The 20,368-nt window shown below is 31.3% G+C and carries 15 protein-coding genes; 14 read left to right on the forward strand and 1 reads right to left on the reverse strand.

What is annotated here, in order from left to right; translation table 11 throughout:
* The first annotated feature begins 101 nt into the window (after nucleotides 1-101).
* From B7R65_RS13160 to B7R65_RS13220, 12 genes are all read left to right on the forward strand, one after another.
* Complete coding sequence (locus tag B7R65_RS13160) at nucleotides 102-497, forward strand: hypothetical protein (protein ID WP_088043256.1); 396 nt, start codon at nucleotides 102-104, stop codon at nucleotides 495-497.
* Between the two features lie 216 nt (nucleotides 498-713).
* Nucleotides 714-1,139, forward strand: coding sequence for a hypothetical protein (locus tag B7R65_RS13165; protein ID WP_088043257.1), 426 nt, complete (start codon nucleotides 714-716; stop codon nucleotides 1,137-1,139).
* Between the two features lie 143 nt (nucleotides 1,140-1,282).
* On the forward strand, nucleotides 1,283-1,969 hold the full coding sequence (locus B7R65_RS13170; protein ID WP_088043258.1) for a hypothetical protein: 687 nt from the start codon (nucleotides 1,283-1,285) through the stop codon (nucleotides 1,967-1,969).
* 326 nt (nucleotides 1,970-2,295) lie between these two features.
* Nucleotides 2,296-3,573, forward strand: coding sequence for an MFS transporter (locus B7R65_RS13175; protein ID WP_088043259.1), 1,278 nt, complete (start codon nucleotides 2,296-2,298; stop codon nucleotides 3,571-3,573).
* Nucleotides 3,574-3,999: 426 nt separating this feature from the next.
* The gene (locus B7R65_RS13180) at nucleotides 4,000-4,251 is read left to right on the forward strand and encodes a hypothetical protein (RefSeq protein ID WP_088043260.1); all 252 of its coding nucleotides are present in this window, start codon (nucleotides 4,000-4,002) and stop codon (nucleotides 4,249-4,251) included.
* Nucleotides 4,252-4,323: 72 nt separating this feature from the next.
* Nucleotides 4,324-5,037, forward strand: coding sequence for a Dph6-related ATP pyrophosphatase (locus tag B7R65_RS13185; protein ID WP_218780430.1), 714 nt, complete (start codon nucleotides 4,324-4,326; stop codon nucleotides 5,035-5,037).
* A gap of 147 nt (nucleotides 5,038-5,184) precedes the next feature.
* The gene (locus B7R65_RS13190) at nucleotides 5,185-5,454 is read left to right on the forward strand and encodes a hypothetical protein (RefSeq protein WP_088043261.1); all 270 of its coding nucleotides are present in this window, start codon (nucleotides 5,185-5,187) and stop codon (nucleotides 5,452-5,454) included.
* Nucleotides 5,455-5,527: 73 nt separating this feature from the next.
* Entirely contained in the window at nucleotides 5,528-6,091 is a 564-nt protein-coding gene (locus tag B7R65_RS13195) for a hypothetical protein (protein WP_218780431.1), read from the forward strand.
* Nucleotides 6,092-6,834: 743 nt separating this feature from the next.
* Complete coding sequence (locus B7R65_RS13205; RefSeq protein WP_088043264.1) at nucleotides 6,835-7,299, forward strand: hypothetical protein; 465 nt, start codon at nucleotides 6,835-6,837, stop codon at nucleotides 7,297-7,299.
* A gap of 905 nt (nucleotides 7,300-8,204) precedes the next feature.
* Entirely contained in the window at nucleotides 8,205-9,107 is a 903-nt protein-coding gene (locus tag B7R65_RS13210) for a DMT family transporter (protein WP_088043265.1), read from the forward strand.
* 189 nt (nucleotides 9,108-9,296) lie between these two features.
* Complete coding sequence (locus B7R65_RS13215; RefSeq protein ID WP_088043266.1) at nucleotides 9,297-9,836, forward strand: hypothetical protein; 540 nt, start codon at nucleotides 9,297-9,299, stop codon at nucleotides 9,834-9,836.
* Nucleotides 9,837-9,989: 153 nt separating this feature from the next.
* Nucleotides 9,990-10,391, forward strand: a complete 402-nt coding sequence (locus B7R65_RS13220; protein ID WP_088043267.1) for a DUF4275 family protein — start codon at nucleotides 9,990-9,992, stop codon at nucleotides 10,389-10,391.
* A gap of 1,097 nt (nucleotides 10,392-11,488) precedes the next feature.
* Here the strand turns inward: B7R65_RS13220 and B7R65_RS13230 are convergent.
* Nucleotides 11,489-13,813, reverse strand: a complete 2,325-nt coding sequence (locus B7R65_RS13230; protein WP_088043268.1) for an Ig-like domain-containing protein — start codon at nucleotides 13,811-13,813, stop codon at nucleotides 11,489-11,491.
* 797 nt (nucleotides 13,814-14,610) lie between these two features.
* Here B7R65_RS13230 and B7R65_RS13235 point away from each other — a divergent pair.
* Nucleotides 14,611-18,795, forward strand: coding sequence for a S8 family serine peptidase (locus tag B7R65_RS13235; protein WP_088043269.1), 4,185 nt, complete (start codon nucleotides 14,611-14,613; stop codon nucleotides 18,793-18,795).
* Nucleotides 18,796-19,002: 207 nt separating this feature from the next.
* Complete coding sequence (locus B7R65_RS13240) at nucleotides 19,003-20,277, forward strand: S41 family peptidase (RefSeq protein ID WP_088043270.1); 1,275 nt, start codon at nucleotides 19,003-19,005, stop codon at nucleotides 20,275-20,277.
* Nucleotides 20,278-20,368 lie beyond the last annotated feature (91 nt).

A 20,368-nucleotide genomic window follows, 5' to 3' on the forward strand; every position in this document is an offset into this window, starting at 1 on the left:
TCAGGTAGTTTGGTAGGATACGGAATTTCGTAATTGATTCAATTGATATAGGAAGTGAAAAAATGTTCATGTATTATTTTATGCTCATACTAGGAGTTTTCATGGTAATAGGGGCATTATTTTTCTTAATAGCTATGTACTTTGATAAAGAGTATCCATTATCAATTTTAGGTAAAAGCCTTGGAAGCTTTTTAGTAGGTGTTTTACTTTTATGGATCACACTACCAAGCCTAAAATATGTTGTGCTTAAGGATTATGATGTTGTCAGTGGAAAATGTGTTATTGAAATAGATTCATCAGGTCGTTCTTCCGATGCGGACATTGAAATGCTCGATACAGATGAAATCTTTACCTTCAGTGATATTCCTGCCCTTGATGCTTATGGAAAGTCAATCCCTTATTATTGTAAGGTGACTGTTACAAAAGATCATATGTTTGAAATTAGTTATAAAATTTATAATCCCAAAACACGAAAGTTAATTTTAACTGGTAAATAGTTTATTTTTCACAAGTTACAAATGAGTTACTTATGTCTTTTACACTAACTAACGAGCGCGTTAGTTGAGCAACAAGAAGGGCTGCTTATGCGGTCTATTTTTTATTGCGCTAATTGGCATTTTATTGTAATAAGTTATTACAATAAATACCACTTTCCAGTATTTTCAAATATAGTTAAAATTATATGTAAATAACATCTAGTGAGGATATGAAACATGGGAATTTTGAATAAAAAAAGTAAGTTGCTAGTATTAATCGGGATTGGAATTATTATATTTAGTTTATTTTTACCCTGGACCTCAATGGGATCAGAAGTGCGAAACTTTTGGGGTTTTGATAGATTTGGCGTGGTTAGTTTAAGTGTTGCAGTCATATCATGGTTTTATGCAAAAAAAGAAAGTTATTTATTTGTATTAGGTTTAACTATTATCGTTTCTACCTTTTCTTTAATTAATTTCGTAAATATGGCAGATACGATGTACATATCAGCACCTGACATTAACTATAGTAAACATGTTGTTAATGGATGTTTTTATTTTCATATTTTCGGATGTTTATTCACATTAATAACATGTATTGTATTAAGTGTTATTAATTTTATAAAAAAGAAAGAAATACAATCTTCAACTGACGCACGTTAGTTGGATTAAATTTAGAGATAGATTATTACAGTAGCTTCTGTTTTAATAACTTTGAAGAAGTAAATCAAAATAAAAATTGAATGATAAAATGTATGATATAAAAATATAAAAATTAATAACTTACTTTCTACTGGAGCATGAAAATGAAAAAAATATTATTTTTTAGTTTGACTTTAATCTTAATACTGTTTGGATGTGAAAAACGTATGAATCAATCATTAGATACTTCTAAATTAAAAAAGTTTGAGCAACCAAATCTTACAAAAGAACAAAGAAAGATGATACCGATCACCTATAAAGCCTCTTCGCTAGAAGAAGGTTTAAATGCTCTTCCTTTTAAATTAAAGATTCCTAAAAATTTGCCTTTTAAAGTTGTACCTAGTGAATCATTACAAATTGATGATTATAATCATAATGGTAGGAAATTAGGCGTACGTTATAGTCTTTCTCAAATTGACAATTCAAAACAATTTGTAATTAATGTTTCAATTTATAATTACAAGCATGAACTTGAATCTGATTTTGAGACTGGTGAAGTTGTAGACCTTGATTCTGAAGTTGATGAGTCTGATGAACTTGTAGAACTTGATACTGATGAACCTGAAGAAATTGTTCAATTAAAAGGTGGGGTTAGTGGTAATTATACTGGTTATTCAACTTTAGGAGTATCATATGAACTTGGTAAATCTCAAGAGGTTGGGGAACTAATAGAAAATACACTTATCTTTGCAAAAGGTGGTATTTATTATGAACTTACCTTTGTTGCAAATTTTGGTAATTCTAAAATAATTAAGCAATACGTCAATAATATTGCAAACCAGATGTTGTAATATTGCAAAATGAAGTGCTTTCTTGGTCTTGAAACTATCTTGTTGAACTAACGAGTGCTTTAGTTAATCATTAAAAGCAGCCATTGGCTGCTTTTTTATTATTATATTTGGCAGTTTAGTTGAAGAAGGAATTGTGGATGTAAACCTTGAATAGTTAGCTTATATACGGATTGCTTAAACAAATAATAGCGTTATTATCTCACTTCTCTTATTCACTAGTAATAAAAAGTGTAATGCTGAAGTAAAATTTTATTACCGTTCAGATTTTTAGTAGATTTTTATGTAAAATAATAATAGATATTCTAGTTTACTAGGAGGAAAAACTCATGAAGAGTTTTACAAAACAAGAGAATAGTTGGATGTTTTATGATTGGGCCAATTCAGCTTATTCTATTATTATTACAACAGCTGTTTTCCCACTGTTTTATAAGTCTGCAGCTACAAAAGCTGGGATGAGTGCTTCAGATTCTACTGCTTACTTAGGTTATACGATTGCCATTTCAACATTCATATTAGCGATGTTAGGACCAATTCTTGGGACGATTGCTGATTATAAGGGATTTAAAAAGAAATTCTTCTCTTTCTTTTTAATACTTGGAGTATCCTTTACAGCACTTCTTGCCTTTATACCAAGTGATAAATGGTTAATATTATTAATTTGTTATACGATTGCAGCTATAGGATCTGCTGGAGCTAATGTTTTCTATGATGCCTTTTTAGTTGATGTCACATCTGAAAAGCGAATGAACAGAATTTCCGCCAGAGGCTTTGGATTAGGCTACATAGGAAGTACCATTCCATTTCTGATTAGCATTGCTGTCATCATTTTAGCTCAAACAGAAATTCTTCCGATTAATACTACAACTGCAAGTCAAATTGCCTTTCTGATTACCGCTGTTTGGTGGGGGCTATTTTCAATCCCTATTTTACGAAATGTTCATCAAAATTACTTTATTGAACCTGAACAAAATCCTATTATGAATAGCTTTAAACGGATCGTAAAAACCTTCAAAAATATTCAACATTATCGAGCGTTGTTTTTATTTTTACTTGCATATTTCTTCTATATTGATGGTGTTGGAACTATAATTACAATGTCTACAGCCTATGGCTCTGACCTTGGAATTAGCTCGACAAACTTATTGATTATCTTATTTGTCACACAAGTTGTAGCTGCCCCCTTTTCAATCCTTTTCGGGAGATTATCAGAAAAGTTTTCCGGTAAAAAAATGCTTTATGTTGGAATCACCGTCTATATTATCATATGTATATATGCATTCTTCTTAAAAACAACTTTAGACTTTTGGATTTTAGCGATGCTTGTAGCAACCTCCCAAGGTGGCATTCAATCGTTAAGCCGTTCATTTTATGCGAAGCTTGTACCAAAAGAAAAATCAAATGAGTTTTTTGGTTTTTACAATATCTTTGGTAAATTTGCATCGATTATGGGACCTTTATTAGTCGGCCTAACTGCACAAATGACAGGACATTCTAATATGGGCGTTTTTAGTTTAATTATTTTATTTGTAATTGGTATGATTATTTTAACTCGTGTTTCTGAACCAAAGGATGATGCATCTGTAGAAACAAGTAAAACCTTTTAATACAAAAAAGTCTCCCTTATAAGCGTTTTACTTATAACGGAGACTTTTTTATGCTTGCTTAATAGTTGGTTCAACAATCATTTTCGTTTCAAAGTCAGATATTTTATTGGAGAAAAATGGATATTGAATAATTGCCACTTTATACAATTAGATCTATGATTTAAGAAGGTAACTAGATTCTAATGTTGAATACTTTGTTATTCAGCAAGGAGGGAATTGTTTGAGGTTGCAAAAAATATTGTTTGTCTCAGATTTAGCCTTTTAAATAATTAATTGTTCATATGTAACTAACGGATGCTTTAGTTGAAGTTTAAGAGTAGCCAATGGCTGCTTTTTTTATGAATAAATTAGTTGGATAGATGAACAAGGAATTAATATATAAATCTAGAAATAAATCATTATATGGTATAGGGATGAGGGAAAGAAATGAATGGTTCAATTGGGGTAAGTTACTCTACTAGTTTATATGAAATTATTGGAACGCTATTAGCAGGAATAATTTTAGGAGTGATATTATTAATCTATGGCAATAAAAAGGGAGTAAGAAAGGTAGGGTTCTTAGGACTTGGTGCATGTGTAGCAAGCAGTTTTATCCTCGGACTGTATGTGCAAATTCCAGTTTTTATAATCTTTTTATTTTTAATTAAAGTCTCTTCTAGAAAACAAATAATTACGTAAGTTTTTGATATAGATTTTTATCCTTATTGTACTAACGAGCGCGTTAGTTGAACAAGGAGAGTAATTGAGTAAATGAATTTGAAGAAGGGAGTGATTACCATCATTAAGAAAAAAGTAGCCTTATCTTTTAGCGGTAAGGATTCAACGTTGGCATTGCATGATCTTTTACATAATAATGAATTTGAAGTAGTTTTACTCATTGCTTCAGTAACGGAAGGTTTGAAACGTACTAGCATTCATGGTGTTAGGGTAGAATTGTTGGATGCCCAGGCAAAATCTATTGGACTTCCACTTCGAAAAATATGGATTCCAGAAAGTTGTTCTAATCAAAAATATCAAGAAATAATGACTGAGGTAAATATAGAGTTAAAAGAGCAAGGGATTGAGGATATTGCCTTTGGAGACTTATTTCTTGAAGATGTGCGTAAGTACCGTGAGGATATGCTAAAACCGTTAGAAATAAATCCTATTTTTCCACTTTGGGGAGAAAATACGACAAACGTTCTTAAACGTTTTTTATCTCTAGGCTATAAAACCATTATTACGTGTGTGGATTTAACAAAATTATCAGAAGGATTTTCCGGTAAAGAAATAAATGAACAATTTATTGACGAACTTCCTTTTGGGGTTGATCCTTGCGGTGAAAATGGGGAGTACCATTCATTTGTTTTTGATGGTCCCATTTTTAATAAGCCAATTCAGTTTCATGTAGGAGAAAAGAAGCTGACAGCTGATGCATATTCAGGAGAAACTAGATTTTGTTTTACAGACTTGGTACCGCTTTAATAATGCTAATTTTATATAATTTATTCAACTAGCGAGCGCATTAGTTGAATATCATGAGCTGCTAAAATGTAGCTTTTTTTCATTTATTGTTACTGATTATAGAGTGATATAAAATTGTATTATTAGATTTCTAGGAGAGCTTTAAATATGAATATATATGTTCTAATAATATGCACATTGATTTTACTATTATTGAGTGGAAATGCTTTTTACGTTACTTTTAAGAAATATGAAGATGATGACGATTATTCTGGGGGGACATCTACAGGAGAGTTTTATGAATTATTATTCGGAATTTTAGAATTTATCTCTGAAAAATTATTTCCAAAAAGATATCATTTCATCATTTTTAAGGTTTTTTCATTTGTATTTGGACTATTTATGTTAGGACTAGCCATATTAATATGGGTACTTTAAATTAAACGCTTATGCAACTAACGTTCAGCGTTAATTGAACAACAAACAGAGGATGATCATTATTCAATCACATATGAAAATTAAACAATTAATGTATTACATGTTACCGATATTTTTAACGATGATTTTATCAATATGTGTAGGAATCCCACAAACACTTGCTTTCTCGATGGGTTGGTTTTTCATGTCAATTTTTACATTTGGCATTCCGATTTTGATTCTTGCTTCGCCATATTTGTTGTACTTCTTCTGTATTGGTAAAATATTCGAGAAATCAAATAAATTATGGATTTGGGCGATGGTCGGAACAACGGTAGTGTTTATCGTCTTTTTGGTTATCTCGGCATATTCATATAAGCCAATTGAAAACAAAATGTATTTTACGAATGATACAATTACAAAACTATCAAACGAGTCGCTTACTCTTTATGAAGAAAGAACTCATATGAAGGGGAAAGTGGGAAAAATAAGTAAAACAAGTGCATTGGAAGGTTGGAACGACGTCGAAGTGAGTGGGTTGGTTGAAGGAAGAGAACTTAAAGTTATTGTGAAATCAACTGTAAAAGAAAAGGGATTAACAATCATTTATCATTATCAGTATAAAAATGGAAAATGGGTCATGGTTAAACAATCCTAAAATAGCCTTAGTTTATAGAAAACTAACTCTTATTGAACTAACGAGCGCGTTAGTTCAATAAGAATAAATGAGCTGATTGATTAATCAGCTCATTTATCACTATTTGGCAGAATAGTTCAATAAGGAAAGTTTAAAAATGTTACAATTAGAAGTAATTAACTACTATGATATGCAGGATGGATTAAATTAGAATGATAAAATTGACAGGTTCTCATATTTTTCGATTTTTATTTTTTTGTGTAATTATATTTTTTATTGTTAATAATTTACTTCTAAAATTATTTTTAATGCTATTTATCATCGTAATACCACTTATTCAATTTAAATATGATAATAAGACCAATCTGAATAAGAAATTATTATGGATAATAGCAAACTTAGATCCTGTAATAATGACTTTAATATTTTTAATCTATCTGGTACAAGAAAAATTCTCAATTAATTATTTTGGATTCATTATTACTGGCTTATTAATTTATTTTACAGGGAAAACAAAGAAGAAAAATTGAATGAAATATGATAAAAAATTAAAGACTTTATTGAACTAACGAGCGCGATAGTTCAACAACGATAGACTGCTTAGACAGTCTTTTTTATTGCTCTAACTTACAGTCTATGAAGTACTAATTGTTTATAAAGAGTATGTGAAAAATTAGTCTACATAATAAACTTATCATAAAGAACCTGTTGTAAGGATCCATGTTATAATGTAGATATTTTACGACAACATGAAGGAGTAACGTATGTACATTTGGAATATAAAAGGTCTTGTTCAAGCTATAAAAGAGGGAAGCCTGTCTAGTAAGTCACAAAAACACCATAAAGCAGTAGGTATTTCTTTATTCACTTTAGCACTATTAGCATCTCCGATATTAATGCTAACTGAATCTTTCAATTACTTAGATATTATTGATATGATTAGTTACTTAGTTATAAATATAGTTGGAATCTATATATCATACATAATTAATAACCGTGGAGATGGGAAAGAATTTGGGTTTCGTTACTTTAGTTTATATCTCCCAACCACACTCCGATTTTTTGTCCTTTTTTTGATTATTACTGTAGTAGGGTATTTAGTTCTCCCGTTTTTTGATCCTGCAATTTCATTAGATGAGACAAACTGGTTCGATCTAGTTTCTTCTGTAGTAACAGAAATTTATTTTAATATTTTAATGGTGAAATATATTAAAAACATAAATGAGTAGTTTTTGTATATTAATTGAACTAATGAGCGCGTTAGTTGTATAACGTGATCGCCTTTTTAGTCGGTTTTTTAATTTACTAATAACAGAATAGGAACATGAAAAGATAATAACTGCTGAATTTAAGTTTAGATAAATTCATGATATGGAAAAACTTAATTTATAAGATTTTAGAAGAGTCAGGTTTTAGTGAACCAGCTGCCCTAAAACAATTAAAAGAGATAGAATCAGAGCTAACTGAGAAGAGATTTGTGTTAAAAACATAAAATAAAGAAAATGACTAGAGGTTTAATAGTAAAATGAAGAGCACAACTAAGAAGTTATTTAAAATAATATTTATTTTCATGATTTTTTATATGTTAATAAGCTCATATTTAATAAATAAAATGTCTTGGCAATATTTTGAGGAGTTTTAAAAAAATGAAAAACATCTAGATTATGATAATACTGGTCATCATCTAGGTTGGTATGGACCTAATGGGCCATTAAAGTATAAATCAAGTGGTATAAGTGATGGTGGAATTTTCATAAAATACGATGTGACTTTTCTTGATGAAAAAGGAAATAAAATTGAATATTCAGCATTTGAAATGTTCGGTATATTCATTGATTTATCAAAAAACTAATAAAATATAAATATACCTATTTAACCTTATACAACTATCGAGCGCGTTAGTTCAACAACATGAGTTTTTTAGGTGACTCTTATTTGTGCAGTAGCAGTTTAATTAAATACATAATACTTGTAACTAATTTCAATCATGACTTATTGAAGGCAATATCATTTAAGTGCAACAATTTACATATTATGGGAATTAAGGATCGAGGAATACGAGTAGAATTTACTTGTTAATTACGTTTTTCTCCCTAAAAAGGGGTTAGAATAGACATGATTTGGAGTGATTGCAATGAATAAAGCAACAAAAGGCTGGATTAATGGTTTCCTAGGAGTACTTATCTTCAGTGGTTCTCTACCTGCGACGCGGTTGGCTGTGGCTGAATTCGATCCGTTGTTCCTAACAGTCTGCCGCGCCGCGATAGCTGGTGTATTGGCAGGAGCTCTTCTTCTAATCTTCCAGCAGAAACGACCTGTCAAAAGCGACATTGTTCCATTATTGGTAGTGGCGTTCGGCGTCGTTATTGGTTTTCCTCTACTGACAGCCTTGGCCCTTCAGTATGTCACGTCCGCACATGCTATTATCTTCATTGGGCTACTGCCACTCTCGACGGCAATTTTTGGCGTACTTCGGGGTGGTGAACGGCACCGACCAGCCTTTTGGATCTTTTCAGTTATAGGCAGTTTCTTGGTGACAGGATTTGCACTAATTCATGGTGGGGAATCATCACCAATCGGTGACGCTTTCATGCTGGCTTCCATCATCGTATGTGGTCTCGGTTATGCAGAAGGTGCTCGACTTTCACGTCGTCTAGGGAACTGGCAGGTGATTTCTTGGGCTCTCGTTCTATCTCTTCCCCTTATGATTCCACTCTCGTTCTATTTAAATCCGGGCTCGTGGAAGGACATCGGCCATCCTGCTCTCTTCAGTCTTGCTTATGTATCCTTATTCAGCATGCTCATTGGCTTTGTGTTCTGGTATCGAGGTCTTGCGCAAGGAGGCATAGCGGCGGTTGGACAGTTACAACTTCTCCAACCTTTCTTTGGACTATTGCTTGCCTCACTGATTCTACACGAGAAAGTTGGTTGGTTACTTGTGGCAGTTAATACCATCGTTGTACTATGCGTGGTAGCAGCTCGCAGATTTGCAAAGGAAAATGTAGTCCCAATTAAAAACGAGATTGAACAAAATTAAAAAACTATTCAATCTCGTTTATCTTTACCCAAATCCGGTCTTATATAACTTACTGGCGCGTTAGTTATATAATACTTTTGGAGCTGATTAATTAATCAGTTCCATTTTTATTCCATTTTAGTTATAAAGGTATTTAGAAACATAAATAGAAATATATTTTATAGGTAATTTGATTGGAGTTGTCTATTTATGAGATATCTTAAATTATTTTTATGTATGATCTTACTACTTACTGGGTGTTCATATAAAACTTTGAATGAAGCTATCCAAAAAAAGTGGAAAGTACCAGTGAAAATTCAATACATCGAGAACAAAAAACAAACAGTTATTTTTACAGATGGAACAACAGACGTACAATATGTTTTTAGTACATTTGAAAAAAAACATGATAGATACATATATTCTACAGATCAAGAAGAAGGTTACACTTTTGACTCTGATGATGGTGTTCCATTCTTAATTAGGACAATTAATAGAGAAAAAGTAGGAAATATAATATGGGGCGCATTAAAAACGAATAAAAAGGTAGTAAGAGTTAATGTAGTATATACCAATAAAAATAATGGTGATGATCAAATTGAAGTACAGATACCAGTAAAAAATAATGTTTTTATTGGGTACCCTACTCGTTCCTTTTTTGACTCTGAAACTTCTTTATATCAAGAGTGGGATCTTTCCGCAATAGCATATGATGAAGATGGTAAAGTAGTCGCAAATATTAATTATTAATCCTTATTGAACTAACGAGCGCGTTAGTTGTATAACAAAAAGGAGCTGATGGAATTATCTGCTCCTTTTTAACTATTAGTCAGTTTAGTTGCATATGAAAAGGATTTCTTAAATAATAAATGTAAACAGAACTCTAATAACGAAGGTGAATAAATGGATTTAGTAACTAAACTTAAAAACAAAAAAATGTTAATAACTGAGATCCCGAAATGGGGTAATTATTTACGTTATAATTGGGAGTTGAATTTTGCAAATAACCTTAGTATTTCTGAGAAAAATAACATTTACTTAGATGCCTACTTATGGCATATATTTAGTTGGGAAAAAGTGAATTGTATTAAAGGGGATCAGGCAAATAATGAGTTTGATAAAATAAAGAAAAAAAGTTGCTATATTTTCTATCAGCACCATAATTATGCAATGATTATTGAGAATGCGAATAAAATTAAAGTAGCAGACTTTATAGATGAAGAGGATGTTTATGTAGTAGATAGTGATTTTAATTGGACATATGTAAAAACACATGGAGAAGATTTTGGTCCTTACTTTAAATAGAAAGTATATATTCTTTAAAAGTTGAATTTATACAACTATCGAATGCATTGGTTCAATAAGATAAAAGGAGTTTTTATGGGAATTCACGATAATCAAATTAGTGGCTACGAGGTGGAATTATCAAACAATAAAATAATTTTTCACACTGTATCGGAATCAAATAGTCAAATTGATGTTTTATAGACAGATGTACTTGCTCATTACTTTGAAACTCAACTACAAGGAAGTATATTATTTAGTATAGATGAGTCGGATATATCCAAATTTTGTGCTGAAAATGAACAGTTATTAGAAAAACAAAAATGCTACGTTTGGCCAATTATGTATGACGATGTAATTGAGTTACAGAACATCTTAATAAAGAATAGATATAAATATTATGAGATTATAGCCTCTTATGGTCTCAGTGGGTGGATATTAGCCAAAAATTACGAAATTACTGAATTAGAAGACTAGTAAAATTAACAGTCGTGTAATTCGAATATATTGAAGTTCATTATAGGAATTTTTTATAACTAACGAGTGCGTTAGTTGAAGATCATGAGTCACAGCTGTGGCTCCTTTTTATTTAAGGATAAAGTTTAGTTGAATAGGGATTTGTGAGTTTCTAGATAAAAATATAATATAACTAGAAGTACACATATGATAAAAATTTATATAGAATAGGTGATTATTTGTACAAATATAGCATTACGAAGTAAAATCCTTCTTTTAGAAATGATAAAGGTGCTTATTTGAAAGAGGATTGGACCGCAATTAGTGATATAGGAAAATATTTCGATGGACAACAATTGACAAATGATAGTTATAAAAATATAGAAGATAATTATATAAAGGATATAATAGAAAGCTTCTCTTTAGAGTTTTTTAAGAATAATATGAAAAAATATCCTAAACTTTATAGACTTTAGTAGTTAAATATATAGGAGTTTTAGCTAATATTTTGGTGCGGTATATAATGACGGGGAATATGACTGAATTTTTCAGAAGAAAAGACTTATCTCATTAATGATTAAAGATAAGTCTTTTCATTTCTTTCAATTTCTTTTGAGTTTATTTAATTATTTACTAGGTTAAAATTCTGTTCGTCTTTTTTTTTAGCTGACTTTTATAATTTTATAACTCTCATTACCTGCTGCATCAACAGCCCATATTCTAAGAGTTGAACCTTTTTTTAATTTTCGGATCTTAATTTTAAATGAACCATTACTTAAGGCTTTACCTTCAGCAATTATTCCTTGATATTCCATCCAGTCCACACGGATTTTCGCATATTTTTCTACCTTGCCTGTAACGTAAGTAGAATTACTTGATACTTTATCAATTTTTTGAATAACTGGTGCAAGTTTATCAGATACTTTTCTTGAAAAAGAAGTACTAGCATCTTTTGTATTAACTACGATTTTGACAATTTTTCCAGGAGATAAACTAGATATAGCGAACTTAAATTCTCCACTCATATTAACTTTTGTTTGTTTTACATATTTATTGTTAATATATAACTTTGCAGAAGCATATGGAACAGAAGAACCAGAAATAAGTGTAGAACGGTTGCTAATTGAATTCACTGTCAATGGAAGAACTACTTTCCCGCTCACCTGTTTACCAATATTACCTGCTAAGTCTTTTGCTTGTATGGAATAATTTGTATTTACTTTTTGTTTTGGAAACTTAATGGTAAACTTACCAGTTGAATCTGCTTTACCTACATAAATTATATCTTTTATATTTAAAGTTAATTTTGCATTTGGTTCAGTTAGACCAGTTACAGAGGTTGAAGCCGAATTAATATCGTTCAACTTTGTAGTTGGTAGAGTTCGGTCAATTACGAATTTAAATTGACTTGTCTGAGATGAACCGCTTGATGATAAAGCTCTTGTTTGTGTAGATGATTGAGATGAATTAATTGTTGCAGTGTATACACCTTCACTAGTTACTTGTGCTTTTCCATTAACACTTATGCTTGTACTTTCTGATTTTAAACTTACATTTAAACTACTTGGCACAACTACATCAACATTTGATTTAAAATAAGCCGTTGACACATCTGCACTATTATCTAATGTATTTTCATCATTTACACTAACCCAACGATAATCTTTATATGTGTAGTTTTCATTTTTACTATTCACACTATAAGTTACTAAATATACACCTTTTGTTTGCGTATCTACATTCCCATTGTACGTAATATCATTCGTTAAATCGCCTTCATAATTTGATATCGCTTGTACATTATACATAGGTTCAAATGTTGAACCAGTTAAAATACTATTAAATTCTCCATCAGTGCCTGTAAAAATTGATTGTATATTGATTTCAGGGACATTTACAAGATCCTTTGGCATGATCCAATTGGTATTATTTGCATTATCAGTAATGTAAATCTGTTTTAATAAATATTTGCCAGGCAGTTGTTCAACTGGAACTTGTACTGTAAATGTGTATTTTCCATCTTTTTTTGTCCATACATCTGGGGTATACAAAGTATGTGGTGACAATTTGTTTCCAAATGCAACGCTTATATCTTTTATCTCCGTTTCTTTATCTTCTGCTTCAACTGTTACTTCAAAAGTATCTCCTGGTTGAACAGACGATTTCGAAATTTCTATCGAATGAAATTTTGGCACGGTGAAATCATTTAATCCACCTGTTATTGTAATCTTTTTATTTTGAAGAAAGGCATAATCTTTATTAAAAAAACGATAAGAAGTATATCTAGTGCCTAAACTTACTTCCTCAACATACCATTCTCCATTTTTTAAATCATCTGGTACAGTTAAAATGGCTTCCCAAGTGGATTCGTTTAGTTTTTTTGTTAGAAGAGTAGTATATCGATTGCCAGTTTCTTTATGAACAAAAGCCACAGTACCTTGTACAATTATATTACTCGGATCATATACATCTAAATTTATTTTTGCATCTTCATTAACAGATACTTTGGGTGTAAGAATTGTTAGTCCTCTTAATTCGGGCTTTACTGGTATTGCAGCTCCATCCTTTACATTAAACGACAAAGCTTTTAATATAGCATCGTCTTCTATATGATAATTCGAATAATTACCTGCATTATCCCTAAAAGTGACAGATTCTATATTCCATTCTCCCTGTAAAAATTCAGAATCTATTTTTCTTTCATATTGAAATTTATTATTTCCTATATAAAAATTAACTCCATTATTCTTTTCACCTGAACTATGTTTCAATTCAATCATGCTACTATGGCCAGTTGTATTAAGCCCTGATTCTAAATCAGGTGCCAATTCAAAAGTAATTTTTAAAACATCGCCAACTTTTAGCTCTTTCGAATTAATAGATACATTGATCAATTTTGGTGGAGTAATATCACTAGCTGCATAGCCAATTAAATTTACTGGCAAAACTAGTAGTAAAACAAGAATCATTGAAATAAGCTTTTTCATCTGCTCAAACTCCTTCTGTTTATATTCTTTGATGATGTACAACTGTATTATTATATAAGATTATTTATTTTCAGTAAATTAGTAAATTTTAATATAAATCTTATTTATACCTTTTACTCTTAAAACATTGTCTAAGATAAGAAACAAGAGAGATTTATTTTATTCATCATGAAAATACGAATTTAAAGAATATATGTTTTATATAGAATGTAGAGAATCATTTGATGAAAAAGCTATTGAATCATATTGAACTAACGAGCGCTTTAGTTGAACAACAAATAGAGGGTGATTATTCGATCACCCTCTAAGAATTTAAAGTTAACACTTAAATATGAAATTGGATTAATCATTATTTCTTCACCTGTTTGATAGGGCAAATGTATCATTCTGAAAATTTTTTAAACGTGAATTTTTATCATTATCTTTATTAATTTAATAGATTTTCCATTTTTTCCCCAAATTCAAGGCTATTTTTCATTTCAAAATACAACAAAACATATAAAAAAAAGATTAAAAGAACCCCAAAAAAACTAATTTTTCTACATTGAATTTGTATAAATGACTATTTATTTCATAAAAAATATAAATATTTAAGTCTTTTGTATTAACGATTATTTCTTAAATTTCCCCAATTTACTCAACACCCATTTTCTTCAATAATAGTATTAACATAGGTAGTTTGTAATTGAATCATGCGAAATTTAATGAGAGCTGAAAACAGTTCGGCACAATTAAATCTAAGTATCGTTATTCATGAACACTTACATATGTAATAAAAAGAGGCATGGAGGGTAAAAATGGTGAAAAAGTCGTACAATCGTAAAATTGTGAAAAGTTTATCTGTAGTTGCACTATCATCTAGTTTTATTTTAGGTTCTCTTGGACATTTTGAACTTACAAAAGCTGCAAGTTATACAAAGGTTGAAGATATTTTAGCAAACTTAACTCCACAACAAAGATCTGCACTTAAGCAATTATCATCCAATGAAGAGACAGGACTTCAAATTTCATCTGATATTGATCAAACTTCAACTAAACAAACATCAGTAATCGTACAGTTTGCAAATCAACCTACAAAAGTTGCTCAAATTGAAGCGAGCCTTCAAGGGAAAAATCTAAGTGAAACTGAAGCAACGAAATTGATTAATCAAGATCATGAAACGTTTAATCAAGATGTTGGACAAGTACTAGTGGATGAGAATAGTAAAAAAGTAGGTTACAAGGTTAATCGCTCATATAAAAATGCGTTTAACGGTGTTTCTATGAGCTTACCTGCTAATCAAATAAAAAATCTATTAAAATCAAAAGCAGTTAAAACTGTTTGGAGCAATGAAACATTTTCAATTGAACCGCCTACTGCAGAAGATAATAATGCATTAAAGGCTGATGAGGAAAAGGTTGGAAACTATACGCCTTATGATGGCTTAGATCGTTTACATACTGAAGGTTTCACTGGTAAAGGAATTAAAGTGGGAATTTTAGATACGGGGATTGATTATCACCACCCAGATTTAAAGGACGCATTTAAAGGTGGATATGATTTCGTTGACAATGATAATGATCCAATGGAAACAACTTATGCTGATTGGAAGAAATCTGGAAAACCAGAAATAAGCAACTCCTCACCTTACTATACAGAACATGGTACACATGTTGCTGGTATTATTGGTGGTCGTGCTAAAGCAGATAATGAGTATAAAATGTTAGGTGCGGCACCTGAGGCCGATATATACTCTTACCGTGTACTTGGACCATATGGTAGTGGAACAACTGATGCCATTATTGCTGGATTGGATCGAGCAGTGAGTGACGGTATGGACGTGATTAATATGTCTTTAGGTAACTCGTTAAATGATCCATTATACGCGACTTCAGTTGCTGTAAATAATGCTGTTTTAAGCGGTGTTATGACTGTTGTTGCAGCTGGTAATAGTGGAGATAAAAATTATACATTAGGTTCACCTGCTGCATCTGCATTAGCTTTAACAGTTGGTGCATCAACAATTTCACTTGATATATATCAATACGAAGGTTTACAAAATGGTGTTAATTACACAGTAAGACAATTAGCAAGAAATTATTCAGATGATCTAACTCAACTAAAGGGAAAAACATTCCAACTAGTTGATGTTGGACTAGCTAGAACAGCAGCTGATTTTAATGGAAAAGATTTAAGTGGAAAAATTGCTTTCATCAAACGTGGTACAAATGCATTAATAGAAAAAATCAAAAATGCAAAAACAAGAGGAGCTGTCGGAGTACTTATGTATAACGATGAAGCAAACCAAGCGGAGGGGGCAATTCAGTCTTTCTTAGGTGAATCAGTTGATGCAGTACCTACATTTTCAGTTTCAAATAGTGAAGGTCAAGCAATCTTAGCATCTATTCAAGCAGGAAATGCAAGCTTCACATTTGGTGATAATTCGAAAATTAAAACAGCTAGTGATGAATTAGCAGGATTCAGTTCAAGAGGGCCTTCTCGTGTGAATTATGATATTAAACCAGAAGTAACTGCACCAGGTGTTGCAATTATGTCAACTGTTCCGTTTTATGTTAACAATAAAACGGTAGATGGAACTCATCCTGAAGATTACAAATATGCGTATGAGCGTTTATCTGGAACGTCAATGGCTACACCTTATGTAGCTGGTGTATCTGCATTATTATTACAGTCGAACAAAGATTTACAACCAGCAGATATCAAATCAATTTTAATGAATACAGCAGATCCGTTATCAAAAAATTATAGCGTGTTTGAAATCGGAAGCGGACGAGTTGATGCGTATGAAGCAATTCATTCAAATGTTGAATTACAGGTAAATGATCAAACACCGACAGTTAATGAAAAAGGTAAACTAAAAACGATTAAAGAATTAACTGGTGGCATTAGCTTCGGCTCATACGGATTCAATGATCAAAATATTACTGATGACCGTACGGTTACATTGAAAAATCGAAGTGAAAAAGCAAAAACATTTAATGTGAATGTTAATTTCCAAACAGGATTAAGGGGTTCATTAGATGCTGCGAAAAATAATGTAACGCTATCTGGACAAACTTCAGTTAAAGTAAATGGAATTAGCTCTAAAAACATTAAATTTAATTTAAATATTCCAAAGACAGCGGAAAAAGGAACATATGAAGGATATATCGTCTTTACGAATGCTGCAGATCCATCAGAAACTTACCAAATTCCATTTGGTGGTCGAGTAGTAAATGAAGGTATTGATACACTTTCGATCCTAAATCCAATGTTTTCTGGAGATACAGCTTGGCCAGAACAATCAGCTCCAGGCATGTCATTTAGTTTTTCAGAAAAATCGCATATGAGAACTATTGACGTTGTAGTTCAAGATGCAACAACTGGTGAAGATGTTGGATACCTTGGAACTTTCGATGGATTTGGAGTAAATGAAAACACAGTTTACGGGATTTCATATGCCTTTACAGGGGCTTATTTCCCATTCACTGGTGATCCAAAAAATCCTATCGCTAATTCAATTGTTATGGCAAAAACAGGTCACTATAAATTAAGACTGATTGGAACAAATGATCAAGGGAAAACATTCTCGAAATCAGCAGATTTTTTCTATGAAAAAGGGGCACCAAAAATGACTTCAACGTTTGATTCATTAGATCAAAAGGTTATTGAATATAAAGATAGTCAATTTGATTCAAATGGACAATTTTTATATGACTTTAATATTAATTTAAATGATCCTGAGACAAATGAATCTAATAAATTTGGAATTCCAGTTGATCAATCAAGTAATAAAATTGTTTCCCAGTACGATAGTCCATACTTTGCACAACCAATAAATACAGATAAAAACGGAAATTACAATGATCAAATCTTAGTTAAAAAGAGAACAACTCCATTAAAGGTTCAATTTTATGGAATGGATGCTGCTAGAAACTTTACTTCAGATGCTACGGCAATGTTAAGGGTCGCTTTTGTTGCTGACAATTATCCATACTATTACTTAAAAGCAAATAAACAAACTGCTTCAACTGGAGATACGATCAATTATTCACTTCGTTCGAATAATATTAAAAACTTAAAAACAGCGAAGATTACAATTCCAGTATTAATGGTAGATAACAAAGCCTTAGCTACAATTAAAAATGTAGTTGTTAGTGATGCAGTTAAGCAATATGGTGATGCAAATGTAAGTGTTACTAACACTAATGATGGAATTACTTCAGCATATACAATTACGTTTAACTATTTAGGAAACAAAACGTTACCTGAAGATCTGCAACTAGTTAACTTCGATTTAGTATCAGTTAACGAATATTGGAGGAACTTCCCTGTAAACTGGTATTCTATGGAATTTACAGGAACAACAATCGATCAATCAGATGCTATCACAAATAACGTTTATACTTATATGGAATCTATGAATTTAAAACAAACTTACTCAAGATTAGAGGGTAATTTGAAATTAGAAGGCACAATTGATCCAACTACTAACCAACCGAATTGGGCTTTAAACCAACAAAATATTGGAGCAAAAGTAACTGTTACTTCTTATGATGGAAATGTTTCAGATGCTTACTTTACCAACAAAAATGGCAGTTATTCTGCAGTAGGACTAAAGCCTGATACAAAGCCTTATACTATAAAAGTTGATGTACCAGGCCACTTCACAATGTATAAGGAATTAGTGTTGTCAGATGAAGTTCAAGGAGAGCAACTTGGAAGAAGACTAGGTTTTAACTTAACCCAAGCGGCAGCTGGAGATACGAATAAAGATAATGTCATTGATATTTTAGATGCATTAAATATCCAAACTTATTGGGGAACAAATAAATCAGGTTCTGATTTGAACTTCGATGGAGTTGTAAATAAAAAGGATATGGACTATGTAGTTAAAAACTACGGTTTACAAAATAGTACTGTTCCAAATCCACCTAAGGCTAAGACGGCGTATAAAGGTGTAACGCTAGATGTTGTTTTAACTCAACTAGGTCTAAAATAAAATATAAATAAAAGAAGCCATTCAATTGGCTTATTGAACTAACGAGCGCGTTAGTTCCGCAACGATGGACTACTTCGGTGGTCTTTTTTTTTGCACTAACTGACAGTAAAGTTCAATAAGAAAAGGGAAATTTTGGGTATAACTAGAATTCCTCTAATAGAAACTTTTTTAGGTTAACAAACGAAAAGAACTACTGAGGTGAGTTAGATGGAATCTATTTTCAAAGAAATTGTACATGTTATGCATCACGATTATTCTGGTTATGAAGACAAAAAAGGTTGGGATAACCCTAATTACTTTCTTCAGAAAATAAAAGAATTAATGGTGAGTAAAAAACTTACCAAAGAACTATTTACTGAGATTGTTAAAGATTATTTATTGGATTTCGAAGATCAGCATATCTACTTTGAACAATATAATTCTACAAATAAAGAACTGAAAGATCGTGGATTTCGAGTACGTCGGTTTGAGAATAAATTATATGTGACTGAAGTTGGTGGCGAAAGTAGAATAAAACGTGGTATGTTCTTCAATTCATTAGGAGGTTATTCGATTCCTGAATTGGCTGAATTCCATAAACGATTGATATGTGAATCATCTGTAGAACGTGAAAATTGGTCCCCAATTCTTTCTTTATACAGCTATGGTGAATTAGTAGACTTAAATGGTAATCTTAGTTTGTTTTCAATGAACTTTTATGAAAAATCTCCCTATACTCCTACTTATACTATTAGGTCATTAAAAGAGAATGTACTACTAATTACAATTACAGATTTTATGGATTCTCAAGCAATTTTAAACATGATAAAAGAAAATCATCAATTACTTGAAATAACTGAACATTGGATTATCGATGTTCGTACTAATTATGGTGGTAGTGATTCAAGTTTTTTTCCGTTGCTTCCACATATCCTGCCAGAAGAAGGAATTGATCTAGCCGATTCAGATGAAAAGATGTATTTCAATTGTACGAATACAAACACTGAGCTCCAATTAGCCGAACTTAATAAATATATAGAAAACACTAACGAAAAACAATCATTATTATTTCTAAATGTCTTTAAGAAAGAATGGGAAAAAAATAAGGGGAAAGGATTTGTAGAATTCAACTTTGATGAGCTCTTCCCAACAAGCATTATCAAAGGGAAAAGGATTCCAAATAATATATTTATATTAACTGATTGTATGTGTGGAAGCTCAGGAGACTCTTTCGTAGAAATTTGCAAGAAGTCTAGAAAAGTAACCGTTATAGGCAGACCTACTAAGGGTTTAAACGATTATACGAACTTGATTAGTATGAAATGGAATAACGAATTTGAGTTAATGTATCCTACTTCACGTCTATCGCGAATTGACAAAGGGCAAGGGATGTCAGGAATAGGTATTAAACCACATATTTATATTCCATGGAGTCCTAATCATTTAGAAGAAGATATAGATTTAAATGCTGCAACTTCAATTATAGCTTCATCGAGCGTGTAAAATATATGATATTTATATTAATCCTTATTCAACTAACGAGAGTGTTAGTTGAAAAGTTTGGACTACTTCGGTAGTCCCTTTTTATTGTACT

The organism is Bacillus sp. EAC (assembly GCF_002156875.1).
Lineage (GTDB): Bacteria > Bacillota > Bacilli > Bacillales > Bacillaceae_G > Gottfriedia.